General features: G+C 75.0%; 2 protein-coding genes. Both read right to left on the bottom strand.

The features are described 5' to 3' along the window. Positions 1–1,476 (bottom strand): type I polyketide synthase (locus tag P1P70_RS42640; RefSeq protein WP_319247595.1); only part of this gene is annotated, 1,476 nt, incomplete at its 3' end. 9 nt (positions 1,477–1,485) lie between these two features. Continuing rightward, positions 1,486–3,086 (bottom strand): type I polyketide synthase (locus P1P70_RS42635; RefSeq protein ID WP_319247593.1); only part of this gene is annotated, 1,601 nt, incomplete at its 5' end.

The following is a 3,086-nucleotide window of genomic DNA, read 5'->3' as shown; positions in this document are numbered from 1 at the left end:
GGCGGGGGCCGGGCCCGGGTCCGGCACCGGGACCGGGTTCGCGTCCGGGTCCGCGTCCGGGTCCGGGTCCGCGCGCTCCTCGGTGAATACGGAGGGCGCCTGTTCGAGGATGACGTGGGCGTTGGTGCCGCTGACGCCGAAGGAGGAGACGGCGGCGCGTCCGGGGGCACCGCCGTCGGGCCAGGCGCGGAGCTGGTCGAGGAGGCGTACGGTACCGGCGGACCAGTCGACGAACGGGGTCGGGTCGTCGGCGTGCAGGGTCCCCGGCAGGACGCGCTCGCGCAGCGCGAGCACCATCTTGATGATCCCGCCGACGCCGGCGGCGGCCTGGGTGTGCCCGATGTTGGACTTCAGGGAGCCCAGCCACAGCGGGCGCCCTTCGGGACGGGCGGCGCCGTACGTGGCGAGCAGCGCGTCGGCCTCGATGGGGTCGCCGAGCCGGGTGCCGGTGCCGTGGGCCTCGACGGCGTCGATGTCGGCGGCGGTCAGGCCCGCGTCGGCGAGGGCGTCACGGATGACCCTCTGCTGGGAGGGGCCGTTGGGGGCGCTCAGCCCGTTGGAGGCGCCGTCCTGGTTGACCGCCGTGCCCCGGACGACCGCGAGGACGGGGTGGCCGTGGCGCCGTGCGTCCGACAGCCGCTCCACGACGAGGACACCGGCGCCCTCGCTCCATCCGGCGCCGTCGGCGGCGGCCCCGAACGCCTTGCACCGTCCGTCGGGAGCGAGGGAGCCCTGCCGGGACAGCATCACGTGCACATCGGGCGTGGACATCACGGTGGCCCCGCCGGCCAGCGCCAGATCGCACTCGCCGGCCCGCAGCGCCCGTACCGCCAGGTGCAGGGCGACGAGCGAGGACGAGCAGGCCGTGTCCACGGTGAGGGCCGGGCCCTCCAGGCCGAGGACGTACGAGATCCGGCCCGACAGCACGCTGTTGGAGACCCCGGTGGAGCCGTGGCCGTCGACGCGGCCCTCGGTGGCGGTCAGCAGGGTGGCGTAGTCCTGCTGGGAGACGCCCGCGAACACGCCGGTACGGCTGCCCTTGAGGGTCCGGGTGTCGATTCCGGCGCGCTCAAGCGCCTCCCAGGAGGTTTCCAGGAGCAGCCGCTGCTGGGGGTCCATGGAGTGCGCCTCGCGCGGGGAGATCCCGAAGAACGCGGCGTCGAAGGAGGCCACGTCGTCGAGGAAGCCGCCCTCACTGACGTAGCAGGTGCCCTCCTTCGACGGGTCGGGATCGTAGAGGGCGCCCAGGTCCCAGCCACGGTCGGTGGGGAAGGGACCGATGGCGTCGCGGCCCTCGGCGACCAGCCGCCACAGGTCCTCCGGTGACCGCACGCCTCCGGGGTAGCGGCAGGCCATGCCGACGACGGCGATCGGTTCGCGGGCCGCCGACTCCAGTTCGGCCAGGCGCCCTCGCGTCCGGTGCAGTTCCGCGGCGACCTGCTTGAGGTAGTCGCGGAGTTCCTTGTCATCAGCCATGTGAACCGTTCACTCCTTGCCGGGTTCAGTGCCGAGTGCCGTGCCGGGTGCTGTGCTGAGATCCGTGCCGGGTGCTGTGCTGAGACCTGTGCCGGGTGCCGTGCCGGGGCCTGTGCCGAGATCCGTGCCGAGTTCCGTGCGGATGAAGTCCAGCAACTCGTCATCCGAGGCCGCCGCGAGGCGCGTGTCCACGTCGGCTCCGCCGTGTTCGTGCGGGGCGCCGTCCGGGGCGCCCACAGTGACGGCCTGGCGCGCGGCCAGGGTGCGCAGACGGGCGGCGACCCGAGGACGTTCGGGATCGTCGACGGCCAACTCCGCGAACGCCGCCTCCAGTTGGTCGAGGAGGGCGGGCAGCGCGGGCCGCCTCGCCGGGGCCGTCCGGTCGGCGTCTTGGAGGAGGCGGCGGTCCAGTTGTTCGGCCAGGGCGGCGGGGCTCGGGTGGTCGAACACGAGGGCGGCGGGGAGCGGCAGCCCCGTGGCTGCGGCGAGGCTGTTGCGCAGTTCCACGGCGGTCAACGAGTCGAATCCGGCCTCACGGAACGACCGGCGTGGGTCGAGGCTGTCGGGCGAGGGGTAGTCGAGGACGGCGGCCGCCCGCGTCCGGACCAGGTCGAGCAGGGTCCGGGCCCGCTCGGCGTCGGGCAGCGCGGCCAGCCGGGCGGCGTGACCGCCGTCGGGCGACGCCCCGTTCACCGGGGCGCGGTCGAGGTCCTGCCTCGGGGCCCCGGATCCCGGTCGCCGCCCCGCCCGGGACGTTCCCCGCCCGTCGAGGGCCCGCGGGACCAGGTCGCGCAGCGCCGGGGGCAGCGTGCCCGCGGTGGCGCGGTCGCGCAGGACGGCGGGATCGGTGCGCATCGGCACGAGGACGGCCTCGTCGCCCGCCCACGCCCGGTCGAACAGGGCGAGCCCCCGCTCCGCGTCGAGCGGCAGCAGTCCTGCCCTGGCCAGTCGCCGCAGGTCCACGTCGGCGAGCCGGCCGCCCATGCCGCCGCCGGTGCCCCACAGCCCCCAGGCCAGCGAGGTCGCGGGCAGCCCCAGCGACCGGCGGCCCCGGGCGAGGGCGTCGAGGTAGGCGTTGGCGGCGGCGTAGCTCGCCTGCCCTGCGCCGCCGAGGGTGCCGACGGCCGAGGAGAAGAGCACGAAGTGCGAGAGGTCCGCGTCACGGGTCAGCTCATGGAGGTGATGGGCGGCGTCGGACTTGGGTCCGAGGACGGTGTTCACGCGCTCGGGGGTGAGCGCCGTGATCACCCCGTCGTCGACGACGCCGGCCGTGTGGACGACTCCCGTCAGCGGCCGGTCGGCCGGAACTCCGGCCACGACGGCGGCGAGCGCCGCGCGGTCGGACACGTCGCAGGCGGCGAACGTGACCTGTGCGCCCGCCTGTTCGAGTTCGGCGGCGAGCGCGTCGGCGCCCGGGGCGGCCGCCCCCCGCCGACTGACCAGCAGGAGATCACGGACACCGTGGGCGGCGGCGAGATGCCGGGCGACGAGCCCGCCCAGCTCGCCGGTGCCGCCGGTGACGAGGACGGTGCCGTGTTCGCGCGCCGGCGGGCCGGCGCGCGAACACGGCACCGTCCCCTTAAAAAAAACATAACCCCCCGAAAAAAAAA

Origin of the sequence: Streptomyces sp. MB09-02B (assembly GCF_033794485.1) — a bacterium.
Taxonomy (GTDB): Bacteria; Actinomycetota; Actinomycetes; order Streptomycetales; family Streptomycetaceae; genus Streptomyces.
This window is presented reverse-complemented; position numbering and strand designations above follow the sequence as displayed.